The following is a 25,036-nucleotide window of genomic DNA, read 5'->3' on the forward strand; positions in this document are numbered from 1 at the left end:
TGATGGAATCAGAATGCGCCGCTGTTTACGGCCCAAACAATAATACCGCCAACGACTACGACCAGTCCGCCACCCGAGAGCGCAAGGACCATCGGGAGCTTGCTCTTCTCACGTGTCGGAGCGGCAACGACAGGCGCCTCGCGAACGGTCTGCGCACTCACAGCAGCACGCGCGGAAACCGGAGCGACACCGTGGTCTGCCGTTGCGTTGAGCGAATCTTCGACTACCTCGGCGACAAACGGATCGTACTCAGCGGAGTGCTGCAGTGATGCATGAGTGCCGGTTTCACCGAGCGACTTTGGAAGATGAATTGCGCCGGTGACAAAAAGTTCACCAGTCATACCCAATGGGCCAGTCAGCGAGTCGGTGTCCTCGGGATGCGAGGGAAGGATAAGTGCGGAAGTGTTACTCGGACTCGCAGCACCTTCCTGCGCAACAGCACGTGAAATCAACGACTCGAAATCGCCCTGTGCCGACGAATTCCCACCCACGCGCGATGCGGGGTCGTCGATGACGGGGTGCCACTCCTCAGGCGGACGAATGTCAGGGAACGTGTACGCAGGCGCATCATCCGATGCAGACGACTCGTCTCCACTCACCTCTTCGCCAAGCACAGGAGCGACGGCGGTAACGGGAAGCTCTTCAATAGCTTCCGCTGCTTCGATCTGCTCCTCGACGTCGTCTGTGACCTGAGTATCGGGGACGTCAGCTTCTGCTTCGGCCGCTGCATCAGTATCAGCGTCGGTCTCTACCGCGGTCTCGTCAGACTTCTTGCCGCGACGCCACAGGGAGCCGAAGCCACGCTTGGACTTCGTATCTTGCTCGTTCTCGTCTGACTCCTCAGCACCGTCAGCCGAGTCTGCATCTTCAACCGAAGCTGCATTTTCAGCCACCTCAGGAGTCTCAGCAGTAGGCTCTTCAGCTTGCTTCAGCTCCGCAAAGGTGTACGGCGCGGTCTCAGGGAACGCGTTATCATCAATCGCCGGTTCCTCGGCGAAAAGATCTGCAGCTCCAGGAGCCACAATCTCTGCCTCGGGCTCAGCGTCGCCAGATTCGACAGCTTCTACCGCCTCCACTGCAGGTACAAGTACCTCTGCAGCGAAGTTCTCGGTAGCAACTTCTTCCTGCAATGCAGCAACAGCCTCTTCTCGAAGCTGTCGCATCTCGCGACGCGAACGCGGCGTGCCGTCCTCATGGACTGGCGAAATATCTATTTTTTCGAGGACAACCTCTGGAATCGATGCCGTGATCGGCGCCGGCTCCTCAGTGGTCTCCTCGGCCGGCTCTACCGGCTGTTCACTTGCGGCACTATTCTGTGCGCGCTCCGCCTCTTCGCGGGCACGCAGCTCGCGACGCGTTAGCGGTCGTTCCTGCTCACTCATGATTCCAATGCTCCCTCGGCGTATAGCCCATGCTTTGCAATGTACTGCACGACGCCGTCTGGCACGAGGTACCACACGGGAAATCCTCGTCCAACACGCTCTCGACAATCCGTCGATGAGATCGCAAGCGCCGGAATCTCCAGAGTACTTACGTTTTCATGGGAGAGCCCAGACAGTTCAAGTTCATGGCCGGGGCGAGTCACCGCAATAAAATGCGAGAGGCCCCAAAGGCGGTCTACGTCTTTCCAACCGACGATCTGCTTGATAGCGTCGGCACCCGTGATGAAGAAGAGTTCTGCATCGGGCATTTGCTCACGGAGGTCCGCGAGCGTGTCGACCGTGTAGGTGGGGCCGAGTCGATCAATATCAACTCGGCTCACCTTAAAGCGCGGATTCGAGGCGGTCGCAATTACCGTCATCAAATAACGGTGCTCCCCCTCGGAAACGTTACTCTTTTGCCACGGCCGACCAGTCGGCACGAAGATGACCTCATCGAGGTCAAAACTCTGTGCCACCTCACTGGCTGCGACGAGGTGGCCGTGGTGAATGGGATCGAACGTGCCGCCCATCACCCCGACCCTGCGTCGGTTCACCACGATTAGTGCTGCGACTCGCCGCCGTGCTCACGTGCGTATGCCTCTGCCTTCTCCGAGTGACGGTTTGCAACGTCACGGAAGGAGAAAACAACGAGACCCATAACGGCAAAGAGAGCCCCGACGATAACGCCGTAAGCAACCGCCGGAATCGGCAGTTCGTTCACGATGTGCGCGCCCTCAGAGGCTGCGAGAACGGTTGCTGCAAGTGACATGAAAACCCCTTGTGTGGAAACTCAAGAAACAGATGTTCAAATATAAGTGTAGCGGTAGCCGCTAGCGGATTTGGCCAGCGCCGCGTACGAGCCACTTCGTGCTCGTGAGCTCCGGCAGTCCCATCGGGCCCCGTGCGTGCATCTTCTGGGTTGAAATTCCGACCTCTGCACCGAAGCCGAACTCTCCGCCATCAGTGAAGCGAGAAGAGGCATTCACCATGACTACCGCTGCATCAATCTCGGCAAGGAATCGATCCGCACTCGAGATATCGTTCGTGACAATCACCTCGGTGTGACGGGTCGAGTATCGCTCGATGTGATCAATGGCTTCGTCCAGCGAGTCGACCACGCGAACACCCATGGTGAGGCTGTGATGCTCTGTCTCCCAAGTTGTGTCGCTAGCCGCGCTAACGGTGTCATTCGCGGCAAGCGCGCGGTCGTCACCAAGGAGGTTCACACCGCTCTCTGCGAGCGACGCAAGGATCCGTGGAAGCATGCGCTCAGCCGCGTCACGGTGCACGAGGAGGGTCTCAGCCGCGTTGCAGACGCTCGGACGGTGGGTCTTTGCGTTGCGTACGATTTCGACAGCCATGTCTTCGTCAGCGGACGCGTCAACATAGACATGCACAACACCGGCACCTGTTTCGATGACAGGGACAGTCGACTCCTGCACGACGGTCGAAATGAGACCTGCGCTACCGCGCGGGATGAGTACGTCAATGAACCCACGGGCGCGCATAAGACGGTTCGCGCCCTCACGGCCGAATTCATCAATGGTCTGGACCACGTCACCGTCGAGACCCGATGCAGTAATTGCCTGCTGAATGAGGCGTACGAGGACCTCATTAGAGGATGCGGCGGCGGATCCGCCACGAAGTACCGCACCGTTACCGCTCTTGAGCGCGATCGCAGCGATATCAACCGTGACGTTCGGGCGTGCCTCGTAGATCGCGCCTACGACGCCGAACGGAACACGGACCTGCGAAATACGGATGCCGTTTGCAAGCGTGCTGCCGCGCACGATCTCCCCAACCGGGTCAGGGAGCGCGATGATCTCGCGCACCGCTGCTGCGAGACCCATCAGACGATCTTCGTCGAGACGGAGGCGGTCGAGCAGGCCATCACCGATGCCCTGCTCACGTCCACGATCGAGATCCTTGGCGTTCTCTGCCACGATCTCTGGGATGTTCGCCTCAATGGTCTGTGCAATCGCTTCTAGAGCGCGATTCTTCTCATCGGTAGTCGCGGTGCCGAGGCGGCGCGACGCGGTCTTAGCGCGCTGCAAGCGCGCGAGAAACAGATCTGAGGTAGCCATGACCACATTCTAGGACACAGATGTGTCGGTCACAGCTACCTCAGAGCTATAGATTGCCTACGAGTTAGGCGGATGCGGGACGGGCGTCGAACCAGGTTCCGCGATCCGCACCCTCAAGGACGGAATCAAACAGTCGCGCCTCAGTCAACAGCACCTCAGCGCCAGCATCTGCCGCGAGGCGAGCCGCCTGAACCTTGGTCGCAGCACCACCGGTGCCCCAACCTGAGCGGCTCTCACCAATCTCAATACCTTCAAGCGGATCGCGGAAACCAACTCGCGAAATGCGCTTGGCGCCCGGATTCTCGGGCGGCGCGGTGTACAGCGCATCGACATCTGACAGCAGCACGAGCAGATCGGCGCCAATGAGGCGAGCAACAAGTGCGGCGAGCCGATCATTATCGCCGAAGCGGATCTCGTGGGTCGCGACGGTATCGTTCTCGTTGATGATCGGGAGGATTCCAAGCTCAAGCAGACGCTCAAGCGCACGCTTCGCATTGCCGCGGTGCGTCGGGTTCTCCATATCGTTCGCGGTCAAAAGCACTTGTCCACCAACGATCTCATGGCTCGTGAACGCGCGCTGATAGCGGTTGACCAGAACGTTCTGGCCAACCGCTGCCGCGGCCTGCTGAGTTGCGAGATCATCGGGGCGTGCGTCCAAGTTCAAGAACGGAACACCCGTTGCAATCGCGCCACTCGACACCAGCACAACCTGCGCTCCAGCCGAGTGAAGCTTTGCGAGCGAATCAACGAGGAGTGGGATCTGTGCGGCGTTATCGCCGCTTACCGAGGAGGAGCCAACCTTGACAATGACTCGCTTCGCGGCGAAGATCTTCTCGCTCAGATTCACTCTTCTTCCTTCCAGAGCCCTGCCTCGCGCTCGCGCTCGAGCTCGGCACGCGCTTCTGCCTTCGCATCCATCATCTTGTAGTAGTCAGCGCGGCGCTCGTTGTTGGTACGGCGCGAGCTGCGATCGATGCGATCGTCAGAGCCACGAGCACCAACCTGCACCTCGGCTGCACTCGTGATCGAGGGCTCCCAGTCGAAGACGACACCCGAGCCTGGGCCAATCACGACGGTTGAGCCAGAGACAGCACCAGCCTTGACCAGCGCGTCCTCGAGGCCTGCCTTCTGCAGGCGGTCTGCGAGGTATCCCACAGCTTCGTCGTTTGCGAAGTCGGTCTGCTCGACCCAGCGCTCGGGACGCTCGCCAAGAATACGGAAGATCGTGCCGTGCGTGCCACCTTCGGTGCGAACCGTGAAGGATGCCTGACGGCCGCCTCGGCTACGCTGCTTGGGCTCAAGAACAATGCGCTCGCGCACTTCTGCAGCAGCAGCAATCTCAGCGGCGCGTGCTTCCTCGACAAGGCCAGCCAATGCGAAGGACAACTCGCGCAGACCCTCGTGGCTCGCGGTCGAAATCTCAAAGACGCGGTAGCCCTGCTTCTCGAGGTCACCACGCACGAACTGTGCGAGCTCACGAGCCTCAGGGACGTCGATCTTGTTTAGAGCGATCAACTGCGGACGCTCATTCAGCGGCTTCTGACCTTCTGGTACCGGGTAAGCCTCAAGCTCTGCCTTGATGACCTCGAGGTCAGACAGCGGATCTCGGCCCGGCTCAAGCGTTGCGCAGTCAAGGACATGCAGCAGCGCGCTGCAGCGCTCGACGTGACGGAGGAAGTCAAGGCCGAGGCCCTTACCCTCGCTCGCGCCTTCGATGAGGCCGGGAACGTCTGCAACGGTGTAGCGGTGCTCACCAGCAACGACCACACCGAGGTTTGGGTGGAGCGTCGTGAAGGGGTAATCGGCAATCTTCGGCTTTGCAGCACTCATTGCCGCGATCAGACTCGACTTACCAGCGGACGGGTAGCCAACGAACGCAACATCGGCGATCGTCTTCAGCTCGAGAGTAAGCGAAAGCGCCTTACCCTTCGTGCCGAGCAACGAAAAGCCTGGCGCCTTTCGCTTCGGGCTCGCGAGTCCCCAGTTGCCCAGGCCACCGATACCACCGCGGGCGGCGAGATACCGCATGCCAGCCTCGGTGAAGTCGGCGAGGGTCTCCCCCTTAGAACTCTTGATGACGGTTCCAACGGGAACGCTCAGCAACATTTCCGTGCCGTTCGTACCATCGCGGTAGTCGCCGGCACCGTAGCCGCCGTTTTCAGACATGAGGTGTGGGCGTCGATGGAAATCGATCAGCGTCGTGCTTTGCGGGTCAGCAACGAATACGATGTCACCACCGTTTCCGCCTGCGCCACCGTCTGGGCCAGCGAGAGGCTTAAACTTCTCACGCTTTACCGAGACACAGCCGTCGCCACCGCGTCCTGCCTGCAGATGCACCTGCACCTGATCAACGAACGTCACCATGACTTTTCCACCCTCTCACCTGCGGCCAATTACACCTCCAAGTGTATGGCCGTAAAACAACAAGAGGCGAGCCGAAGCCCGCCTCTTGCGAAAACCCGCGAACTTACGCTGCGGTGACGATGTTGACGACCTTGCGGCCGCCCTTTGCGCCGAATTCAACCTCGCCTGCAGCAAGTGCGAACAGCGTGTCATCCTTGCCACGGCCGACGTTTACGCCGGGGTGGAACTTGGTGCCGCGCTGGCGAACGATAATCTCGCCTGCGTTCACGTCCTGGCCACCGAAGCGCTTTACGCCGAGGCGCTGTGCGTTCGAGTCGCGGCCGTTCTTGCTAGAGCCTACGCCCTTCTTTGATGCCATGAGTCTCTACTCCTTAGGTAGCAGCCGAAGCTGGTTACTTGATGCCGGTGACCTTGAGGCGGGTCAGGTCCTGACGGTGACCCTGGCGGCTCTTGTAACCGGTCTTGTTCTTGTAGCGCTGAATGACGATCTTCGGGCCGCGGAGGTCGCCGAGAACCTCAGCAGTAACCTTCACCTTTGCAAGCTTCGCTGCATCGGTGGTCACGGTCTCGCCGTCGACGAGGAGAACTGCGGGAAGCTGAACCTTACCCTTTGCGTCACCTGCCATACGGTTAACGGTGATGATCGAACCGATTTCGACCTTCTCCTGCCGGCCGCCTGCGCGCACAACTGCGTAAACCACTTGTCACCCTTTTCCTAGGATCGTCTTTCAAAGTCAGTCGCAATTGGTCTGCAACCGAAACACTGTCGCCGATGCACATAAAAGCATCTAGCACAACGATCAATATTAACTTGAACTTCTATTTTCGGTCAAATATGTGCCAGCGTGTCGAGCCCGGATTCGACCACTCTCCGGACTTGATGGGACTGTTAGTCCCGCTCGGAAGCCTTTTCTTGCACGCGCACATCGAGCGCATCAAAAATGAGCTGCTGCGGATCTACCGCGACGTCTTTCGCCACCTGAGGTGCCGATTCTTCCGTTGCCGGTCCAGCGGGCTGGGTCGCGCGAGTCGCGCGAGCCGATCCGCCTGCCGGCTGCGAAGCCCGGCGACGAGCTCGCGACGTTCCGACCGCGGGAGCGTCCGGAAGAGCGTCGAGAACGCTATCAAGCAGGTTCGCTGCAGGGCTCGGATCGGCAGCTGCGGGTGCAGCGCCGCTGCGGCGAGCCTTCCCACTTACTACCTTGCCGCTCTTCTTTTCCTCTGCGACGACTGGCTTCGATACCGCGTGCGCGGTCTCGTCAGCCTGCGAAACAGGAAGGGTCGAAGCGGCTACCTGAGCCAGCATGTTCTTAGCACCATCGGTGATGGCGTGAGCTTTCGCGTCGGCAGCAACAGGCTGCGACTGGCTTTCAGCCTGTGCATTGCCGTTGTCATTCTTATTGCCGCCGTTATTACTTGAGTTACCGCCGCCACTGTTATTGCGGTTTCGCTTCGACGAACGAGGGGCCTCGTTACGATGCTTCGAGACGGGATCGTGGTGCACCACGACGCCACGACCCGCGCACACATCACAGGGCTCGCTGAACGACTCGAGCAGACCAAGGCCAAGCTTCTTACGAGTCATCTGAACAAGACCAAGCGAGGTAACCTCGGCCACCTGATGCTTGGTGCGATCGCGACCAAGGCATTCGACGAGGCGACGAAGCACGAGATCACGGTTCGATTCGAGAACCATGTCGATGAAGTCAATCACGATGATGCCACCAACATCGCGCAGACGCAGCTGACGAACGATTTCCTCAGCGGCCTCAAGGTTGTTCTTGGTGACGGTTTCTTCGAGGTTGCCACCAGAGCCAACGAACTTGCCAGTGTTGACGTCAACGACCGTCATTGCCTCAGTGCGGTCAATGACGAGCGAACCACCCGAGGGCAGCCAGACCTTCCGGTCGAGCGCCTTCGAGATCTGTTCCGTCACACGGAACTTATCAAAGACATCGCGCTCACCCTCGTAGCGCTCAACGCGCTGCAGCAGGTCAGGAGCAACCTGCTCAAGGTAGTTTGAAATTGTCGCGTGAGTGTCGTTGCCCGAAATCACCATGCGCTGGAAATCTTCGTTAAAGACGTCGCGCACGATCTTAATGAGCATGTCAGGTTCAGAGTGCAGCAGTGCGGGACCGCCGCCCTTCGCCATGCGCGACTGAATATGCTCCCACTGGCGTGCGAGATGCTGAACGTCGCGAGTGAGCTGCTCTTCTGTCGCACCCTCCGCAGCGGTACGCACAATGACGCCAGCGCCGGTCGGGAGCACTTCCTTCAGAATCTTTTTCAGGCGTGCACGCTCGGTATCAGGAAGCTTGCGTGAAATGCCGTTCATCGCACCGCCGGGAACGTACACGAGGAAGCGACCCGGAAGCGAAATCTGGCTGGTCAGGCGCGCACCCTTGTGCCCCACCGGGTCCTTCGTAACCTGTACGAGAACACGATCGCCGGGCTTCAGAGCATTCTCGATCTTGCGAGCAGTGTTGCCACCTTCGAACGCAGACCAGTCAACTTCACCCGAGTAGAGCACAGCATTGCGGCCGCGTCCAATATCAACGAACGCAGCTTCCATGCTCGGGAGCACGTTCTGCACGCGGCCAATGTAGACGTTGCCGATCAGCGAGTTTTCGCTCGAACGAGCAACGTAGTGCTCAACGAGAACGCTGTCTTCGAGCACACCGATCTGGATACGATCGGCCGAACTGCGCACGATCATCTCGCGGTCCACTGCCTCGCGGCGCGCAAGGAACTCGGACTCGGTGATGACGGTACGGCGGCGACCAGCATCACGACCGTCGCGACGTCGCTGCTTCTTCGCTTCGAGTCGAGTCGAACCCTTCACGCGCTGCGGTTCGGTCACCACGGGCGCCGCCTGGCGACGCTGGGGCTCTACCCCAGTTGCCGCCTGAGGCGCTGCTGCACGACGCTCACGACGTTCACGACGAGCGGGCTGGTCAACCTCGCGGTCATGCTGGCGGAGCGCCTGGTGCTGCTCCTCGAAGATATCGTCAAGCTGACGGAAGTTGCCACGACGGGGGCGCGGATCAATCGGCGGCACATCAGGCGCAAGGAAGATCAGTCGCGTGGTCGCACGGAACTGATCCTCGGGCGACAACGAGGCGAGGGGCAACACGAGCGGCAAACCGTCCGAGCCCTTCACAGCCTCAGGCTCTGCAACCTTTTCCTCATCTTCTGCAGGCAGTGCAGCTTCAGGGGTTCGTGCGCCTTCAGTTGAAACATTTGCCGCTTCAGCGGGCTCTTCAACTACGGCTACCTCGGTAGCCTCGACAGTTTCTACGGATTCTTCTCCCGATTCGCCCATTTCTGGGGTCTCGGTATCTGTGTTCGTCACCATTCCTGGTGCTCTCCATTCACTGCCCCAAATACGGGATCTGGAGCAAAAACTCTTGGCGCTCGCGCGCCTTAACAACTCGTACTCTTCCGCGTACCGGCAGACCGTCGCCCGTGCGACTGGCATTGCTTTCCGGCGGTGCAAGACTCTTGTGGGTAACACGACTATGCGTTGCCACAACCTCCATTATTACATGCGACTTGCTACATAGTCTCGTCTGACGTTCAGTGTCGTGGGTTTAGAATCGGGGCATGACTGAGGTGACACAGACCCCAAACCGTTCCCGTGTGTTTCCGATTGCAACGATTGTGTTCGGATTTATCGGGCTTTTCGCGGCTTTTGAACTGATCACCGAGTACATCAAGAAGATCCAAGAACCGGGCTACATTCCGAACTGTAACGTCAGCGTCCTCGTGACTTGCGGCCCGAACATGGATTCCTGGCAGGGTTCCATCTTCGGCTTCAGCAACACGATCATCGGCGTTGGCGCGTTCATGGCACCGATTATCGTCGGCTTCGCGATTCTCGCTGGCGCCCGATTCGCGAACTGGTTCTGGATTCTCTACCGCATCGGACTCGCGCTCGGTCTTATCTTTGTCGGCTGGCTTGCCTACCAGAGCATCTACAGCCTCGGCACACTGTGCCCGTGGTGCATGGTTGTGTGGGCTGCCACCATCCCGCTTTTCTGGACAACACTGTTCCAGCCAGAGGCGGCAGGATACGTCAATGTTTCCGACCGCACTCAGCAGCGCTTCGTCAACATGCGCTCTTGGGTATGGGTTGCGATTGCACTCTGCTACATCATCATTGCTGCGGCGGCGCAGTTCCGTCTCGACTGGTTCGCTGAGTTCACGCGCTAACCACGTCACCAATACAGGTCTGGTTCGCAGTCAGTGCGGACCAGACCTGTATTGGTATCTGCACGTAAGAGTGCGCGGATCACTCCCCCAGCGACTGCCAGATCGTGTCGACCTGGGCGCGGGTCGAGTCGAGCGACTGGGCAGTGTCGATGATGACATCAGCGACCGCACGACGTTCCTCATCAGTCGCCTGGCTTGCGATACGACGCTGCGCTTCCTCCTCAGTCAGTCCCCTGAGTTCGCGCAATCGTTTGCGCCGCACCTCAGCAGGTGCATCCGCAACCACAATGACATCCCACTGCCGCGGCATCCCGTCTCGGGAGAGTCCGTGACCAGACTCGACAAGCAGCGGAATCTCATAGACGATGACGGCGCGCGGATCCGCTGCACGAGCCGCAGCAATTCGTCCGGCGGCGATCCGGCGCACCTCGGGATGGACAATGCCGTTCAGTTTCGCGAGCGCCTCAGGATCGCCGAAGACACGTGCGCCAAGCGCAGCGCGGTTGAGTTCCCCCGATGCGGCATCGAGCATCTCGGAGCCGAAGGTCTCCGTAATGGCCGTGAGACCGGGTGTTCCAGGATTGACGGCTTCGCGAGCGAGCTGATCCGCGTCAATGACAACCGCACCGAGCTCAGCGAAGCGCGTCCGAATCGTCGATTTGCCGGAGGCAATGCCGCCCGTGAGTGCAATGAGTGTCATGTCTCCATCAAACCAGAAAGCCCGGCTCCAAAAGGAACCGGGCTTTCATAAGTAGCTATCGAGCTAGAAGGACTTAGTTGCCTTCGAGCTGAGCCTTGAGTGCAGCGAGTGCCTCATCGTCAGCGAGTGCGCCGGTAGCGTTCGAGTCGCTCGAGAAGCTCGAAGCGGGTGCCTCAACTGCGGGAGCTGCTGCTGCCTCAGCGATCGAAGCTGCAACCTGCTTCTTGTGTGCTTCCCAACGCTCCTGAGCAGAAGCGTATTCCTTCTCCCAGTTCTCGCGCTGGCTCTCGAAGCCTTCCTTCCACTCCTGAGTCTCAGGGTCGAAGCCTTCGGGGTACTTGTACTCGCCGTTCTCGTCGTACTCGGTGGTCATACCGTAGAGTGCGGGATCGAACTCGGTGCCCTCGGGGTCAACGCCCTCGTTAGCCTGCTTGAGGCTGAGCGAGATGCGGCGACGCTCGAGATCGATATCGATGATCTTGACGAAGACTTCCTGGCCGGCCTGTACAACCTGCTCAGCGAGCTCAACGTGCTGACCCGAGAGCTCCGAGATGTGCACGAGGCCCTCGATGCCGTCTGCAACGCGAACGAACGCGCCGAAGGGTACGAGCTTGGTGACGACGCCCGGTGCAATCTGACCGATTGCGTGGGTGCGTGCGAATACCTGCCAGGGGTCTTCCTGCGTAGCCTTGAGCGACAGCGAAACGCGCTCGCGGTCGAGCTCAACCGAAAGAACCTCAACGGTTACTTCCTGGCCAACCTCAACGACGTCCGAAGCGTGCTCGATGTGCTTCCACGAGAGCTCCGAAACGTGCACGAGGCCGTCGACGCCACCGAGGTCCACGAATGCACCGAAGTTGACGATCGACGAGATGACACCCTTGCGAACCTGGCCGGGCTTGAGCTCTGCAAGGAACGACGAACGGGTAGCCGACTGGGTCTCCTCGAGGAGTGCGCGACGCGAAAGCACAACGTTGTTGCGGTTCTTGTCGAGCTCGAGGATCTTTGCCTCGATCTCCTGGCCGAGGTACGGCGTGAGATCGCGGACGCGGCGGAGCTCGATGAGCGACGCGGGGAGGAAGCCACGGAGTCCGATGTCAACGATGAGGCCGCCCTTGACAACCTCGATGACGGTACCGGTAACAACGCCGTCGCTTTCCTTGATGCGCTCGACATCGCCCCAAGCACGCTCGTACTGAGCACGCTTCTTCGAGAGGATCAGGCGGCCTTCCTTGTCCTCCTTCTGGAGAACGAGTGCCTCAACCGAGTCGCCGACCTTGACGACCTCATCGGGGTCAACGTCGTGCTTGATGGACAGCTCGCGCGAGGGAATGACGCCCTCGGTCTTGAAGCCTACGTCGAGGAGAACCTCGTCGCGGTCAATCTTTACAACGGTGCCTTCGATGAGGTCGCCGTCGTTGAAAGACTTGATGGTCAGTTCGACCGCTGCAAGGAAGTCCTCGGCCGAGCCGATGTCGTTGATTGCGACCTTGCTGGTGGTCGTTGAGTTAGTCATGAAATTGGTCTCCAGAATGGACAGGAAATCAGGCGGACACACACTAACTCGCGTTAGTGAGACCCAAGGGCCCCCGAGGCATGGTCCGCGTGGACAGGTTTCGCCACAAATGTGACACTCAACCCTATCCCGAATCTAGAACTTTTGCCAGCAGCAGCCAACGCGGCGAGTTATGCGGCTGGCGGCACCATTCCCAAGTGTTCCCAGCCGAGGCGCGTGGCGATCCGCCCACGCGGCGAACGAGCGATGAGTCCGGCGCGCATGAGGAACGGTTCGACGACCGCCTCAATCGTCTCCGACTCTTCCCCGACCGATGCTGCGAGGGTCGAGAGACCGACTGGACCGCCGCCAAAGCGCTCAATAATCACGCTGAGAACCTCACGGTCGAGACGGTCAAGACCATTCTCGTCGACGTCGTACAGCGAGAGCGCCGCACGAACCGCGAGCACGTCGGCTTCCACCTCGTGCACGAGGCAGTAATCACGCACGCGACGCAGCAGACGGTTCGCGATACGGGGCGTTCCACGAGAACGGCCCGCGATCTCAACGACGCCAGCATCAGCAAGTGGGAACCCGAGAAGGCGAGCCGCGCGCGCGACCACCCGCTCAAGTTCGGTATGCGCGTAGTACTCAAGGTGCGCAGTAAAGCCAAAGCGGTCTCGCAGCGGGTTGGGGAGCAATCCGGCTCGGGTGGTTGCACCAACGAGCGTGAACGGTGCCAGCTCAAGTGGCACGGAGGTCGCACCAGCGCCCTTGCCCACCATGATGTCAACCTTGAAGTCCTCCATCGCGAGATACAGCATCTCTTCGGCGCTTCGCGCCATGCGATGGATCTCATCAATAAACAACACTTCGCCGGGCGACAGTGAAGACAGTACTGCAGCAAGGTCACCAGCATGCTGAATCGCGGGCCCGGACGTCTGCTGCAACGGCACCTCAAGCTCTGCCGCGACGATCATTGAGAGCGTAGTCTTGCCGAGCCCGGGAGGGCCAGCAAGCAGAATGTGGTCGGGCGTACGTCCGTCAATGGCCGCCGCTCCGAGCAGGAGCCCGAGCTGATCTCGAACCTTCTCCTGACCAACGAATTCAGCGAGGGACCCAGGGCGCAGCGCACCCTCGTAGGTGAGTTCGGCGGATCGACCCTGCGGGGACAGTTCGCCATTGTCGACGCTCATCGACCAACTCCACGGTTGTTCTGCAGAAGCGCGAGCGCTGCACGCAACAGACCCGCGTGACTCGCGGGAGCGCCAGCGTCGAGCGCATCCTGTGCAGCCTGTTGTGCGTCAGACTCGCGCCAGCCGAGACCAACAAGCCCCTCCGCCACCGCAGCAACAACGGCCTCGTTGGGATCCGCGCTCTCGGCAGCGTCGTGACGCAACTCGATCTGCAAGCCGTCAAGCTTGCCCGCGAGCGACACAACGATGAGCTTCGCGGTCTTCGGACCGACACCAGAAACCTTCTTGAAAGGCTTCTCATCTTCGCGTTTGACCGCCTCAACAAGTTCGGTCGGGGCGAGCGCGGAAAGCACTCCAAGCGCCATGCGTGGACCGACACCCGAAACGCTCAGAAGACGCGTGAAGAGCTCAAGCTCGACATCATCTTGGAAGCCAAACAGCGTGAGTGAATCTTCGCGCACAATAAGCGAGGTAACGAGCGAGAGATGGTCGCCGACAGCCACGCTTGGACCACGGCCTACAGGTACCTCGACTCGGTAGCCCAAGCCACCAACACCAATAACGACCCAGCCGGCTCCCTGCGAGAGGACCGGTCCATTAATCGAAGAAATCACAGTGCCAACCCTAAACGCACGAATGGTCGGAGTGACTCACGCCACTCCGACCATTCGAACAAATGTACGACTACTTACGCAGCGACCTTCGTGCGCTCAGCGCGATTGATCGAAGATACGATCGCCTTGAGGGTCGCACGGGTGGTGTCGGGATCAATACCGACGCCCCACAGGCGCTGACCATCGACTTCGAGGTCGACGTACGCAGCGGCAACTGCGTCGCCACCGGAGCTCATTGCGTGCTCAACATAGTCAAAGAGTGTGACCTCGTGACCGCTTTCATTCACGCCTGAGATGAACGCGTCGACAGGTCCGTTACCGCGCGACGTCATCTGCTCGCGAGTCTCACCATCACGGTAGTCGACTACGAGTTCGGTAACACCGTCACCCGCACTCGTCGATGCGGTACGGAACAACTCGTAACGACCCCACTGGTCAAACTCGGTTCCAGCGGTCGGCAGGTACTCATCCTGGAAGATGCGCCAGATCGATTCACTCGACACCTCGCCACCTTCACTGTCAGTGACGTCCTGCACGACAGCACTGAACTCGATCTGCAGACGACGCGGCAAATCCAGGTTGTGATCGGTCTTGAGCAGGTACGCAACACCGCCCTTGCCCGACTGCGAGTTCACACGAATGACGGCCTCATATGAGCGGCCGAGATCCTTGGGGTCAACCGGCAGGTACGGAACTGCCCACTCGATGTCGTCGATACTCTTGCCTGCCGCCTCAGCGTCGGCAGCCATGCGCTCGAAGCCCTTCTTGATCGCATCCTGGTGCGAGCCAGAGAACGCGGTGTACACGAGGTCGCCAGCCCAAGGGCTGCGCTCGGGTACGCGGAGCTGATTGCAGTACTCAGCGGTACGGCGAACCTCATCGAGACGCGAGAAGTCAATCTGCGGGTCAATGCCCTGCGTGAACATGTTGATGCCCAGCGCGACCAGGTCAACGTTGCCAGTTCGCTCACCGTTGCCGAAGAGGCAACCCTCGATGCGATCCGCACCCGCCATGTACCCCAGCTCAGCCGCAGCAACGCCGGTGCCACGGTCGTTGTGCGGGTGGAGCGAAATAATGACGTTTTCGCGGTTATTGATGTTGCGGCACATCCACTCGATTGAGTCAGCGTAGACATTGGGTGTCGCCATCTCAACGGTCGCAGGCAGGTTCAGAATAACCTTGCGCTCTGGAGTCGGCTGGAACACGTCGAGAATCGCATTGCAAACCTCGGCCGCGTACTCGAGCTCCGTGCCCGTGTACGACTCAGGCGAGTACTCATAGAAGATGTCGGTGCCTGCACAGATGTATTCGAAGGACTTGCAGAGCTTTGCGCCCTCAACAGCGAGCTGCTTGATGCCCTCGCGATCCTGACGGAACACCACATCGCGCTGCAGGATGCTCGTCGAGTTGTACAGGTGAACAATCGCCTGCTTCGCGCCAATGAGCGACTCGAAGGTGCGCTTGATCAGGTGCTCACGCGCCTGGGTCAGTACCTGAATCGTGACATCATCGGGAATCGCGTTGTCTTCGATGAGCTGACGCACAAAGTCAAAATCGGTCTGGCTTGCCGAGGGGAAGCCAACCTCGATCTCTTTGTAGCCCATCTTGACGAGCAGATCGAACATGATCCGCTTACGCTCGGGGCTCATCGGGTCGATGAGTGCCTGGTTGCCATCGCGGAGATCGACTGCGCACCAGCGCGGAGCCTCGGTGATCTGCTTCGTTGGCCACGTACGATCGGGGAGATCAACCTTGATGATCTCGCTGTACGGACGGTAACGGTGGGCCGGCATGCCCGAGGGCTGCTGCATGTTCTTCATGAACCTTGTATCTCTCTACGTTCGCTTGTTTGTTCCGCCAAACACAAACACCGCGACGAGGAAGGCCAGAAGGATTAGGCCTCGTCGCGGCAACTAAGGAGAAGCGTGCCGAACAGCATGTTTTTCACTATAGCACCAGATAACCTAGCCACATGCCATGGACACGCTTTGTACTAACCCCTGTACTGCTGCTGGCAGCATCTTCTGCCGCAATATTTGGCGGATCAGCACCGGCTTCGGCCGATGTTGACGACTTCTCGTACAGCAGCTGGTCTGTGGACTACCGCATTACGCAAGATGACGACGGCCGTGCACTCACCCACGTAACCGAGACCCTCGTGGCCCAGTTTCCCGAGGTCGATCAAAACCGCGGAATTGTTCGCGGTCTGCCCATGAGGTACGAAAAGGCGGCAATCGATCCACGAGATTTCACTGTTACCGATGAGCATGGTGCAGCAGTCCCCTTCGACACCGAGGTGGACGAAGATGGAGATTTCATCGCGGTCCTCACCGGGAACAATGACTACGTCCACGGCAGCCAGACCTACATCATCGATTACACGCTGAGCGACACCATCCTCGCGCGCGACGACGGCACTGCAGATGAGTTCTATTGGGACCTCGTCGACTTCGAACACCGCCAGCAGATTGACGCATTCCAGGCGTCAATCACCGTAGATCCCACAATTGCATCTGCACTCAATGGCAACACTGCCTGCTACGTCGGGGTCGGCGAGTCAACACAACGATGTGACATCTCGCACTCAGGCGCTACGTTCAGCGTCACACCTGTCCCACTTGCCGCGCACGAGGGCGTCACGGTAGCAATCGGGTTCGCGCCGGGTACCTTCACCCAGCCACCCGTGCGCCTCCCCAACGCACTCCTCGACACGGTGCCGTTCGTGACCGGCGGCCTGGCCGCGCTCTTGAGCCTTGGCTCGATGTTCGTGGGGATGCGATATGTTCGCAAACGGCGGGTCGATCGCGGCACCATCATTGCGCAATACGATGTTCCCCGGAACCTCCCGCCACTGCTCGCGGCCAAGATCGCAGGGCGCACCAGCTCCACCGTGCCCGCCGAGTTTGTACACCTCGCGGTGAACGGCGCGATCCGCATCGAAGATGACCCAAAGAAACCGGGCTCTCGCTCGGCCCGGCCGACCCTGCGCCTGGTGAGTCACGAGGCAGCGGTAGATGCGCTCGACGGCGCGACACTGAACAAGCTCTTCGGGAGCGCGGCTCCCGGCGCCAGCAAGGCGCTCCCGAAGAAGGACGAGAAGTTCGGCGCGAGCATGCAGAAGCTCACCGAGGCAGGGAGTAAGCAGGCTCACTCGCGCGGCTACTTCGAGAAACGTCAAGTGCCGCTCGCCCGAATGCTTGCCTTCATCAGCATGCCAATTGCCGCGGTCCACATTGTGCTCACGATTATGGCGATGGTGCAGCGCGACTCCGGCGCGTCGGTACTGTTCTTCATCCTCGCAATCGCAGCCATTGTCGGCATTATTTATGGCTTGGTGCCACACGAGATGCACACACGGCACGGGGCCGAAGCGCGCGAATACCTGCTTGGCGTGAAGGAGTTCATTTCTGTCGCAGAGGCGGATCGCATTCGGGTATTGCAGTCACCTACCGGCGCCGAACGCCGTGAGATCGACCAGGCGATGGTGGTTGACCTCTACGAGAAACTCCTCCCCTACGCCATGTTGTTCGGTCTTGAGAAGCAGTGGACGAAGACCTTGCAGACGAAGTATGCCGAGACGCCGGGGTACTCGCCGCTCTGGTATCCCGCGCTGATGATGCACGGCGGGATCGATCGCTTCGCGAGCGAGATCTCACGCTTCACCGACAACATGAGTTCCTCGGTGAGCTACACCTCAAGCAGCTCGGGCGGATCGAGCGGCGGTGGCTTCGCCGGCGGCGGTGGCGGAGGCGGGTTCAGCGGCGGTCGCTAGCTGTCGGCAGCCCGAGGCACGCTCCCTCGCCATGCACACGCGAAAAAGGCCCGTTCTCTCGAAACAGACAGTTGCAGCTGTGAATAGCTGCACATCTCGAGAGAACGGGCCTTTTTCGCGTGGTTGATCGCCGCCACTGGGCCGCGCAACCGCGTTACTGCGCTACTGCGCGTTGCGGTCGTACTTCGCCTGGCCGAAACCGATGATGAAGAAACCGATGGTGGAGAAGATCCAAATCAGGAACACCGAGAACGCCGTGCTCTTGCCGAACTTAGTTCCCACGCGGAGGCACACCATGATGTTGAAGATGAAACCGATGATCGGAACGATGTAGAGCAGCGAAAGCCAACCTGAGTAGCCGGCAATCTTCACGAGGAAGACGATGTTCACAATCGGGATAATCGCGAGGATACCCGCGTACCCGGCCTTGGTGAAGACCTTCCACATCGCAACGACGACGAGGATGTACCAGGCCACAGAAATTACTCCGAGACCACCCTGCATCAATGCGGCAAACTGCTCACTTACGTCCACTTCGGTCTCCTCTTAGAGGTCGGTTTGTGCCAGCGATGTACCGGCTTTAGAAACCGAGCTTACCGAGTGCCTTCGGGTCGCGCTGCCATTCCTTCAATACCTTTACGCGGATCGAGAGGTACACGCGACGACCGAGCAGCTCCTCGATGCCCTTGCGCGCGGTCTCGCCAATTGATTTCAGGCGCTGGCCACCCTTGCCAATAACGATGCCCTTCTGGCTGTCGCGCTCGACGTAGACGGAAGCGTAGATCTCGATAAGTCCGTCTTCGCGCTCTTCACGGTCATCGACCGATGCTGCGAGCGAGTGCGGCAATTCCTCACGGGCGCCCGCGAGGGCAGCCTCACGAATGAGCTCCGCGATCCGCTCGTCTTCACTCTCATCGGTGATCGTCTCGTTCTCGTACAGCGCGGGCGATTCTGGCATGAGCTCGAGGAGCACCTCAGAGAGGATATCGAGCTGCTGGTCTTCCGTCGACGAGATCGGCACGACCGCGTCCCACTCGCGCATTGCGCCGAGCTTGGTGAGCTGGTCGATGATTTCGGTCTGCGATGCGCTATCGATCTTGGTCAGGATCGCCACCTTCTTCGCGCGCGGGAAATCGTTGAGGCGCTCGTCAATAAAGCGATCGCCTGGGCCGATCTTCTCGTTCGCGGGAACGCAGAATCCGATCACGTCGACGTCACCGAGCGTGGTCTCTACGAGCGCGTTCAGGCGCTCACCGAGGAGCGTACGCGGGCGGTGAATACCCGGGGTATCGACGATGATGAGCTGGCCATCGGGACGGTGCACAATACCGCGGATGACTCGACGCGTCGTCTGCGGCTTCTCGCTCGTGATCACGATCTTCTCACCAACGAGTGCGTTAGTCAGGGTTGACTTGCCGACGTTGGGGCGACCGACGAACGAGACAAACCCTGCACGGAATGGCTTCTCAGCGCCCTCCGTGGGCTCGGTCACGTCACCAGCAGGCTGCGAAACTTCTTCGCTCATGATGATTACTCTTCCTCTTGCTGTGCTGACGACGCTTCGTCGTCATTGAATTTTTGGGCGCGGATCGTCACGAGCCGCTGTCTGCGACGTTCGACCTCGACGGCCTCAAGTCTGATGTCTTCGACGATCGCAAAGTCGCCTGGTTCTGGAAGCTTGCCCACGAGCATGGTGAGCAAACCGCCGACCGTATCAACGTCTTCGACGTCGAGTTCTGCCTCGAACAGGTCTGCGAGGCGGTCGATCGGCAAGCGTGCACTCACGAGGTAGGTCTCGTCACCTTCTTCGACGATGTCGACAGTCTCACGGTCATGCTCATCACTAATCTCACCAAAGAGTTCCTCAATGAGGTCTTCCAAGGTCACGAGCCCAGAAATGCCGCCGTACTCATCCACAACGAACGCGAGATGGTTGGACTCGGCCTGCATCTGCCGTAGGAGACGATCCGCGCGTTGCAGCTCAGGGACGAACACCGGCGCCTTCGTGATACGAGTTACGGGCGATGCTTCTGCTTCATCTGGTCGACGCAACACGAACTTGCTTGCGTCGCGCAAATGCACCACGCCCACAATGTCATCGGTGTCCCCACCGACGACCGGGAGCCGCGAATGACGTGAACTCAACTGCGCCTCAAGCGCCTCGCGCACGCTCTGATCGGCGCTCACCGTCACCATGTCGATGCGCGGCACCATGACCTCGCGAACGTAGGTGTCGTTCAATTCAACGATCGAGTGGATGAGATCGCGGTCGTCATCTTCGAGCACGGCCTGTTCCGCAGCCTGATCGACGACCGAGAGGAGCTGCTGCTCATCTCGAATGCGAGCGGCCCCGTCGCGTCCGGGGGCTACACGGTGACCAAACCTCATCAGGCCGTTCGACAAGGGACCCAACAGGACGCGGATCGCGTGCACGGTCGGTGCGGTGAAACGAATTACGCCGTCAGGGTGGTGGGTGCCGACAGTGCGGGGACTTGAGCCGACGAGCACGAACGTGACCGCAGTCATGACGATCGTCGCGAGGACGAGCTCGAGCCACAGTTCGTCAAGCATGTACGCGAGCACGAGTGTAATGAGCACGGCCGAGAGTACCTCAGCGAATACACGCGCAAAGGAGAGCGCGTTGACGTGACTCTCTTCGTTCTCAGCAATCGCGCGGATCGACTTACTTGAACGACCCCCCTCGTCTGCGAGCGCAAGTAGTTCAGCCCGCGAGCGCACCGAGAGTGCCGCATCGGTTGCGGCGAGCAGCCCACCGATCGCGGCAAGCAGCAGCGCCGCGATGATGAGTAGGGCAGCTAAGCCAGCGCTCAAAGTGAACGCTCTCGCGCGTGAAACGCGGTCACAATGTCGCGCTGGATGCCGAACATCTCGGCTTCCTCGGGCGGGGTTGCGTGATCAAATCCGAGCAGGTGCAGCATGCCGTGCGTGGTAAGAATGATGATTTCCTGCGCGAGGTCGTGACCCGCTGCGTCGGCCTGACGATCCGCCACCTGGGGGCAGATAACGATGTCGCCGAGAATACCCGCGGGGGTCTTCGCATCGAGACGTCCGGGGCGCAGCTCGTCCATCGGGAAGCTCAGCACGTCAGTCGCACCGGGTTCGCCCATCCACTGCTCGTGGAGGTCAGACATCGCGGGCTCGTCGACGAGCATGATTGCGACGTCGGTGTCGGCGTGCACATGCATCGCGTCGAGCGCAAAAAGCGCGAGGCGCTGCAGCTGCTCTTCAGAAATTTCGAATGCTGATTCGTTATTGATCTCTACGCTCATGAGGCGTCTCCTTGGTTCTTCTGCTCATCGTAATCCTGGTATGCGTCGACGATGCGACCGACCAGGCTATGACGAACGATGTCGTCTGCGGTGAGCTCCGCAAAATGAATGTCCTCTACGTCGCCGAGGATGCGTTGCACAACACCGAGCCCGCTCCGACCCTTTGGTCGATCAACCTGAGTGAGGTCGCCTGTGATGACCATCTTCGAGCCATAGCCGAGACGGGTCAGGAACATCTTCATCTGCTCGGGCGTCGTGTTCTGCGCTTCGTCAAGAATGACGAATGCTTCGTTGAGGGTGCGACCGCGCATGTAGGCAAGCGGCGCGACCTCGATGGTGCCGTTTGCAAGCATACGACCGACGAGATCTTGATCCATCATCGCGCTCACCGCATCGAACAACGGGCGCAGGTACGGGTCGATCTTTTCCTCAAGACCACCGGGCAGGAAGCCAAGGCTCTCCCCCGCTTCGACCGCGGGACGGGTGAGCATGATCTTCGAGACCTCGCGGCGTTGCAGGGCCTGCACAGCCTTCGCCATCGCCAAGTAGGTCTTGCCTGTGCCAGCGGGTCCGATGCCGAACACAATCGTGTTGTCATCAATCGCGTCGACGTAACTGCGCTGACCGTCGGTCTGGGCACGCACGGCATTGCCTCGCACCTGCACGATCGGCTCACTGAGACGCGGGGCGGCGGATCCAGCCTGCCCTTTGTTCACCAAATGGGTGATCGCGCGTACATCGTGCGCTGACACCTGGCCGCTCTTGCGAGCAAGATCGAGCACCTCAAGCACGACTGCTTCTGCGGCACGCACGTGTGCGACGCCTCCGCGCAAGGTCATCACCTCATCGCGAACGTGGAAACGTACGCCTGGGTGAAGTTCTTCGAGATCACGAACAAGCTGGTCTCGGTGCCCGAGAAACGAACTCAGTTCGACACCCGAGAGCGTGATGGTGCGTGTCAGCTCGCGAGAATTGACGGACGCGGAAGTGGGACTGGTTGTTTCAGGCTCCAACGAGCGAGTTCTCCTTGAGGTCTCCTGCGAGCACGTGAGCGTGCACATGGAATACGGTCTGGCCGACAGTTTCACCCGAGTTGAAGAGCAGACGGAAGTCACCGTTGCCGTGCTTCTCTGCGAGCTGCTTCGCTACCGCAACCATCTCGGCGAGGGTTTCGGGGTCACCAGCGGCAAGTTCGACGACGTTCTCATACTCGGTTGATTTGGGGATCACGAGAATGTGAACGGGCGCCTGAGGCGCAATATCTGGGAACGCGATCACGCGCTCGGTCTCGGCGAGAATCTCGACCGGGATTTCTCCAGAAACGATCTTGGCGAAAATGGTGTCCTGAGCCATATCACCAGTCTACCCGGCCAGAGCCGATGCGAAAGAGCCGTAAACGCAGTTCGCCCCTGGCAGACAGCAAATGCTCGAGCCAGGGGCGAACGACGCGGTGACGAAACGCCGCGTTAGGCTTCGCCTGCTGCGGGCACCTCAGCCTGCAACTTTTCTGCGTCTCGCTTCTTCAGCTTCTTCCGCACAAGCGGCCAGAAGAGTACGAGTACCACGGTCGCGATGAGGCTCGTCCACACCTGGGTTCGGCCAGCCTCAGTCGTGAGCATGATGATCAGGATCGCGATGATCGCGAGGATGAGGACAATGTTTAGCCAGGGGTGCAGCCACATCTTCAGCTTCAGGCCCTTGACCTCTTCAGGACTCATCTTCTGGCGCAGGCGCATCTGCGTCACTGCAATGAAGACGTAGACAAAGAGCGCAACGAGGCCAGCCGAGTTCATGATGAACGAGAAGACGCCCGAGTCAGGCGCTGCGAAGTTCACGATCGTTGCCGCGACCGCGCCACTCGTGGAGGCAATCAGAGCCCAGACAGGCACACCGTTGCGGGAACGCTTCGAAATCAGCTTCGGCGCAAAGCCCTGATCTGCGAGAGCAGCGAACATGCGTGAGGCCGAGTACAGGCCAGAGTTCAGCACCGAGATCACCGCGGTGAAGATGATGAGCTGCATGATCATCGCTGCGCCGGGAACGCCCAGCAGCGAGAACACCTGCGTGAACGGAGCCACTGCGACGCTCACGGGTTCGGGGAGTTCATCCCAGGGAATGACCATCGTAATGATGAGCACTGCACCTACGAAGAAGAGCAAGATTCGCCAAATGATGGTGTGCGTTGCCTGACGGATGCCCTTCGCTGGGTCTTCCGATTCAGCGGCTGCCATAACCGCAATCTCAGTGCCGAAGTACGAGAAGATGACGAGTGCTACACCAGTGAAGACCACGCCGAAACCGTTCGGTGCGAAGCCGCCATGCTCCCAAAGATTCGGTACAGAGAACGTTGCGTTCGGCCAGAGTCCGAGCGCAAAGAGTAGACCAGCGCCCAAGAACACCACAATCGCAACGACCTTGATGCTTGCGAGCCAGAACTCAACCTCACCGAAGGTACGAACGGAAATGAGGTTGGTACCGACGAAGATCGCGATAAGAATGAGCGACCATGCCCATCCCGGCAGGAAGGTGAACCAGCCGTTGAGGGTTTCACCACCGAGTACGGCCTCATATGCAAGGACGCCGACCCAGAAGTACCAGTACAGCCAGCCGACGAGATATGCCGCCCAGTTACCAAGACCGACACGTGCGTACTCCATGAACGAGCCGATGGTGGGCCGCGCCGCCGCCATCTCTCCGAGCATGCGCATCGCCAGGAAGACCAGAAGCCCGCCAATGAGGTAGGACAGCACCGCTGCCGGTCCAACCGCACGAATCACGTTGCCAGAGCCCACGAACAAGCTCGCGCCAATGATGCCGCCAAGCGTGATCATTGTCACGTGACGTGATGCCAGCTTCTTGTGCTGGGCGGGAGGCGGTGTCGAGGCGTTCGGTATCTCTTTTGCTCCGTTGTTTAATGCACCGTTTGAGTTGTTGTCACTCACTTGTAAAAACCTCTATATACCTATGTTCAACGCACATATTCTGGGATCGCTCGTAGCGCACCCCATGCGTGAGGACGATGGTATACCCAGGTGACTTATATCGCAAAAGCCAGAACAAGGCCAGAGTGGAATTGATCCCGTTTAGTGGAACAAATAAGTGCATATGCACTTATCTACCAGCGGTGTAGTCCCACATTCAGCACAGCAAGTGCGGCCGGACCAGCAGATGATGTGCGAAGTACCGTATTTCCGAGCACGAGCACACGCGCACCTGCAACCTCAAGCTCGTCAATCTCGCTGTCAGAAAGCCCACCCTCTGGGCCGACAACGAGCTTCACCTCACGGGTCTCACGGTCGAGACCGTCAGCAACCCATGTACTCAGGGCGCGCTCACCACGCGGGTGCAGCACCACCACTTCGATCTCGGGATCCGCAGCCGCAAGGCACAGATCACGCGTCGTCGTCAACGGACCAACTGCCGGGATCCAGGCACGAAGCGACTGCTTCGATGCTTCACGCGTGATGCGCTGCCACTTGGCAATGCCCTTCGCTGACTTCTCCGCACCGCCTGCGCCGTCCCAGCGCGACACTGAACGTGCAGCCTGCCAGGGAAGAAACCCGTCAACGCCGAATTCCGTCGACTGCTCGACGGCGCGCTCATCTCGGTCGCCCTTCGCAAGCGCTTGCACGAGCGTGAGTCGAATCTCTGGCGCGGCGGCCTGCGTCACATCGAGCAGGCGAACCGAGAACCGGTCCTTGCCAACGACGGTCGCCTCCGCGTTTGCCAGCGCGCCCGCACCGTTGCCGATGAGGATCTGCTCGCCCTGCCGTAGGCGACTGACGCGAACTGCATGCCGGGCTTCGTCACCAGTAATTTCGATGACGGCGCCGGGAACGAACTCAGCTGCGGTCAGATCCTCGCGGTAATAGAGATTCGCCACGGTGT

General features: G+C 59.8%; 24 protein-coding genes. 2 read left to right on the top strand and 22 right to left on the bottom strand.

Going from position 1 to position 25,036, the window contains the following annotated elements; all coding sequences use genetic code 11:
- Positions 1–8: 8 nt before the first annotated feature.
- The 9 genes from ICL81_RS05595 to ICL81_RS05635 all read right to left on the bottom strand — a co-directional run bounded on the left by ICL81_RS05595 (position 9) and on the right by ICL81_RS05635 (position 9,224).
- Positions 9–1,382 (bottom strand): hypothetical protein, encoded by a 1,374-nt coding sequence (locus ICL81_RS05595; RefSeq protein ID WP_188033951.1) that lies wholly within the window; start codon positions 1,380–1,382, stop codon positions 9–11.
- Complete coding sequence (nadD, locus tag ICL81_RS05600; protein ID WP_353055447.1) at positions 1,379–1,981, bottom strand: nicotinate-nucleotide adenylyltransferase; 603 nt, start codon at positions 1,979–1,981, stop codon at positions 1,379–1,381. The genes ICL81_RS05595 and nadD overlap by 4 nt, the downstream gene beginning before the upstream one ends.
- Positions 1,981–2,190, bottom strand: a complete 210-nt coding sequence (locus tag ICL81_RS05605; RefSeq protein WP_188033952.1) for a hypothetical protein — start codon at positions 2,188–2,190, stop codon at positions 1,981–1,983. Before ICL81_RS05605 ends, nadD begins: the two co-directional genes overlap by 1 nt.
- Before the next feature lie 61 nt (positions 2,191–2,251).
- Positions 2,252–3,505 (bottom strand): glutamate-5-semialdehyde dehydrogenase, encoded by a 1,254-nt coding sequence (locus ICL81_RS05610; protein WP_188033953.1) that lies wholly within the window; start codon positions 3,503–3,505, stop codon positions 2,252–2,254.
- Between the two features lie 64 nt (positions 3,506–3,569).
- Positions 3,570–4,352, bottom strand: a complete 783-nt coding sequence (gene proB, locus ICL81_RS05615; protein ID WP_188033954.1) for a glutamate 5-kinase — start codon at positions 4,350–4,352, stop codon at positions 3,570–3,572.
- A complete protein-coding gene (gene obgE / locus ICL81_RS05620) occupies positions 4,349–5,869 on the bottom strand; it encodes a GTPase ObgE (protein WP_188033955.1) in 1,521 nt (506 codons plus the stop codon). The genes proB and obgE overlap by 4 nt, the downstream gene beginning before the upstream one ends.
- Before the next feature lie 103 nt (positions 5,870–5,972).
- The gene (rpmA, locus tag ICL81_RS05625) at positions 5,973–6,227 is read right to left on the bottom strand and encodes a 50S ribosomal protein L27 (RefSeq protein WP_188024094.1); all 255 of its coding nucleotides are present in this window, start codon (positions 6,225–6,227) and stop codon (positions 5,973–5,975) included.
- A gap of 34 nt (positions 6,228–6,261) precedes the next feature.
- A complete protein-coding gene (gene rplU / locus ICL81_RS05630) occupies positions 6,262–6,570 on the bottom strand; it encodes a 50S ribosomal protein L21 (RefSeq protein WP_188024095.1) in 309 nt (102 codons plus the stop codon).
- Between the two features lie 188 nt (positions 6,571–6,758).
- The gene (locus tag ICL81_RS05635; protein WP_188033956.1) at positions 6,759–9,224 is read right to left on the bottom strand and encodes an Rne/Rng family ribonuclease; all 2,466 of its coding nucleotides are present in this window, start codon (positions 9,222–9,224) and stop codon (positions 6,759–6,761) included.
- A gap of 248 nt (positions 9,225–9,472) precedes the next feature.
- Here ICL81_RS05635 and ICL81_RS05640 point away from each other — a divergent pair, with 248 nt between their 5' ends.
- Positions 9,473–10,081, top strand: coding sequence for a vitamin K epoxide reductase family protein (locus ICL81_RS05640; protein WP_188033957.1), 609 nt, complete (start codon positions 9,473–9,475; stop codon positions 10,079–10,081).
- A gap of 79 nt (positions 10,082–10,160) precedes the next feature.
- Here the strand turns inward: ICL81_RS05640 and coaE are convergent, their stop codons facing one another.
- The 5 genes from coaE to leuA form a co-directional block, all read right to left on the bottom strand.
- The gene (coaE, locus tag ICL81_RS05645; RefSeq protein WP_188033958.1) at positions 10,161–10,781 is read right to left on the bottom strand and encodes a dephospho-CoA kinase; all 621 of its coding nucleotides are present in this window, start codon (positions 10,779–10,781) and stop codon (positions 10,161–10,163) included.
- A 73-nt stretch (positions 10,782–10,854) separates the two neighbouring features.
- Entirely contained in the window at positions 10,855–12,297 is a 1,443-nt protein-coding gene (gene rpsA, locus ICL81_RS05650) for a 30S ribosomal protein S1 (RefSeq protein WP_188024099.1), read from the bottom strand.
- Between the two features lie 170 nt (positions 12,298–12,467).
- Positions 12,468–13,472, bottom strand: a complete 1,005-nt coding sequence (ruvB, locus tag ICL81_RS05655) for a Holliday junction branch migration DNA helicase RuvB (RefSeq protein WP_188033959.1) — start codon at positions 13,470–13,472, stop codon at positions 12,468–12,470.
- Complete coding sequence (gene ruvA, locus ICL81_RS05660) at positions 13,469–14,086, bottom strand: Holliday junction branch migration protein RuvA (protein WP_188033960.1); 618 nt, start codon at positions 14,084–14,086, stop codon at positions 13,469–13,471. Before ruvA ends, ruvB begins: the two co-directional genes overlap by 4 nt.
- A 74-nt stretch (positions 14,087–14,160) precedes the next feature.
- Positions 14,161–15,906 (bottom strand): 2-isopropylmalate synthase, encoded by a 1,746-nt coding sequence (gene leuA, locus ICL81_RS05665; protein WP_188033961.1) that lies wholly within the window; start codon positions 15,904–15,906, stop codon positions 14,161–14,163.
- Positions 15,907–16,058: 152 nt separating this feature from the next.
- On the opposite strand from leuA, the gene ICL81_RS05670 reads away from it, so the two are divergent.
- Positions 16,059–17,858 (top strand): DUF2207 domain-containing protein, encoded by a 1,800-nt coding sequence (locus tag ICL81_RS05670; protein WP_188033962.1) that lies wholly within the window; start codon positions 16,059–16,061, stop codon positions 17,856–17,858.
- A gap of 162 nt (positions 17,859–18,020) precedes the next feature.
- Here the strand turns inward: ICL81_RS05670 and ICL81_RS05675 are convergent, their stop codons facing one another.
- From ICL81_RS05675 to ICL81_RS05710, 8 genes are all read right to left on the bottom strand, one after another.
- On the bottom strand, positions 18,021–18,392 hold the full coding sequence (locus ICL81_RS05675; protein ID WP_353055430.1) for a DUF5684 domain-containing protein: 372 nt from the start codon (positions 18,390–18,392) through the stop codon (positions 18,021–18,023).
- A 46-nt stretch (positions 18,393–18,438) separates the two neighbouring features.
- On the bottom strand, positions 18,439–19,383 hold the full coding sequence (gene era / locus ICL81_RS05680) for a GTPase Era (protein ID WP_188033963.1): 945 nt from the start codon (positions 19,381–19,383) through the stop codon (positions 18,439–18,441).
- 5 nt (positions 19,384–19,388) lie between these two features.
- Positions 19,389–20,690, bottom strand: coding sequence for a hemolysin family protein (locus ICL81_RS05685; RefSeq protein ID WP_188033964.1), 1,302 nt, complete (start codon positions 20,688–20,690; stop codon positions 19,389–19,391).
- On the bottom strand, positions 20,687–21,148 hold the full coding sequence (ybeY, locus tag ICL81_RS05690; protein WP_188033965.1) for an rRNA maturation RNase YbeY: 462 nt from the start codon (positions 21,146–21,148) through the stop codon (positions 20,687–20,689). Before ybeY ends, ICL81_RS05685 begins: the two co-directional genes overlap by 4 nt.
- Entirely contained in the window at positions 21,145–22,209 is a 1,065-nt protein-coding gene (locus ICL81_RS05695; protein ID WP_188033966.1) for a PhoH family protein, read from the bottom strand. The genes ybeY and ICL81_RS05695 overlap by 4 nt, the downstream gene beginning before the upstream one ends.
- The gene (locus ICL81_RS05700; protein WP_188033967.1) at positions 22,151–22,501 is read right to left on the bottom strand and encodes an HIT domain-containing protein; all 351 of its coding nucleotides are present in this window, start codon (positions 22,499–22,501) and stop codon (positions 22,151–22,153) included. Before ICL81_RS05700 ends, ICL81_RS05695 begins: the two co-directional genes overlap by 59 nt.
- Before the next feature lie 113 nt (positions 22,502–22,614).
- Positions 22,615–24,090, bottom strand: a complete 1,476-nt coding sequence (locus ICL81_RS05705; RefSeq protein ID WP_353055431.1) for an amino acid permease — start codon at positions 24,088–24,090, stop codon at positions 22,615–22,617.
- A gap of 173 nt (positions 24,091–24,263) precedes the next feature.
- Positions 24,264–25,031: a 16S rRNA (uracil(1498)-N(3))-methyltransferase gene (locus ICL81_RS05710; RefSeq protein ID WP_188033968.1), complete on the bottom strand. Its 768-nt coding sequence runs from the start codon at positions 25,029–25,031 to the stop codon at positions 24,264–24,266.
- Positions 25,032–25,036: the final 5 nt, after the last annotated feature.

The organism is Leucobacter sp. cx-328 (assembly GCF_014530035.1).
GTDB lineage: Bacteria > Actinomycetota > Actinomycetes > Actinomycetales > Microbacteriaceae > Leucobacter.